The following is a 1,503-nucleotide window of genomic DNA, read 5'->3' as shown; positions in this document are numbered from 1 at the left end:
TGAAGAGCTTCACTTAAAAGTTGAAGAATAAATAATAACAAATAAAATACCACTTTTTTATAATAGTAAAGTGGTATTTTATTATTAGGAATTTATTATTTATGAGACTAACTATTGATAATTTAAAAAAAGAAAGTGTTATTTTTTCAAAATTAGAAGCAAGTTATAATAATTCTTTATTATATGGTACAACGGATGGAAAAAAAATAGCAACAGACTTTGAACATAGATTTAAAAACCATTTATTACAATCAGGATATGAATTTAATTCGGGTAATTCATCTAATGGTATAGATTTTCCAGATTTAAATGTTGATATAAAAACTACAAGTATTATTCAGCCACAATCTTCTAGTCCATTTAAGTCAGCAAGACAAAAAATATATGGGTTAGGATATGATTTATTAGTATTTGTGTATAATAAAATTGATAATCCAATAACTAATTCTTCAATATTAAATATTCAACATTTAATATATATAGATAAAAATAGAACAGCAGATTTCCAATTAACTACTATGATAAATAATGCTTTGGATAATAAAGCCAATGAAGATGATATAGTATCAATATTGTTTGATAAAAATCTTCCAATTGATGACATAGAGGCATATAATCTTGCAAAAGAAATATTATATAATAGACCTAATATAGGCTATCTTACTATATCAAATACCCTACAATGGAGATTGCAATATGGTAGGGTAATAGCCGAATCTAATAATTTACCTGATATTGATAAATTATTATGAAAAAAAATAATATAAAATCAGTATATGGAGATTTTCAAACACCTCTAGAATTATCTACATTAATTATAAATCTACTATTAAATAAAAAAATTAATATTGATTCTATTTTAGAACCAACTTGCGGATTAGGAAACATACTTTTAAATGCTCATATAATATTGAATCCTAAATATTCTATAGGAATAGAAATTAATAATGATTATTGTTCTTATATAAAAAATAAAAAAATAAACAATGTTTGTATAATAGAAGATAACATATTTGAGTATTTAGACAACAAAGATATTACAAGTTTTTTTAATATAAATGATAATTTATTATTGATAGGTAATACACCTTGGGTAACAAATTCATATTTATCATTATTCGAAATGAAAAATATTCCTAATAAAAGTAATAAAATATCAAAATTAAATGGTATAGATGCTATTATGGGAAAAAGTAATTTTGATGTGTCGGAATTTATATTTAGAATATTAATAGAAAAATTTTATAAATATAATTTTTACTTTGTTTTTTTATGTAAAACATCTGTGGCAAGAAAAATCCTAAAATATTTATGGGATAATAATTTAGGATATAAAAATGCAGAAATATATAATATAAATTCAAAGCAATATTTCAATGTAGATGTTGATGCTTGTTTATTTTTTATAGATTTTTCTCAAAAAAAGACTAATAATGAATGTTATGTTTATAAAGAACTAAATAATACTAAAATATCGATGGTATATGGATATAATAATAATAA

2 protein-coding genes are annotated in these 1,503 nt (G+C 21.2%); both read left to right on the top strand.

The window, feature by feature from the left end; translation table 11 throughout:
• The first annotated feature begins 101 nt into the window (after positions 1-101).
• On the top strand, positions 102-752 hold the full coding sequence (locus EZH24_RS11680; protein ID WP_137999262.1) for a type II restriction-modification system restriction endonuclease: 651 nt from the start codon (positions 102-104) through the stop codon (positions 750-752).
• Positions 749-1,503, top strand: a 755-nt coding sequence (locus EZH24_RS11675; RefSeq protein WP_137999261.1) for a type I restriction-modification system subunit M, incomplete at its 3' end; no start/stop codon positions are given. The genes EZH24_RS11680 and EZH24_RS11675, both read left to right, overlap by 4 nt.

The organism is Brachyspira catarrhinii (assembly GCF_005518285.1).
Classification (GTDB): Bacteria; Spirochaetota; Brachyspiria; order Brachyspirales; family Brachyspiraceae; genus Brachyspira; species Brachyspira catarrhinii.
Note: the sequence above shows the minus strand (reverse complement) of the source record. Positions and strands in the feature narration are given on the sequence as shown.

Bases quoted from the DNA above. Each gene is read 5' to 3' on its own strand.
- EZH24_RS11680 (WP_137999262.1), top strand. From the start codon at position 102: ATGAGACTAACTATTGATAATTTAAAAAAAGAAAGTGTTATTTTTTCA.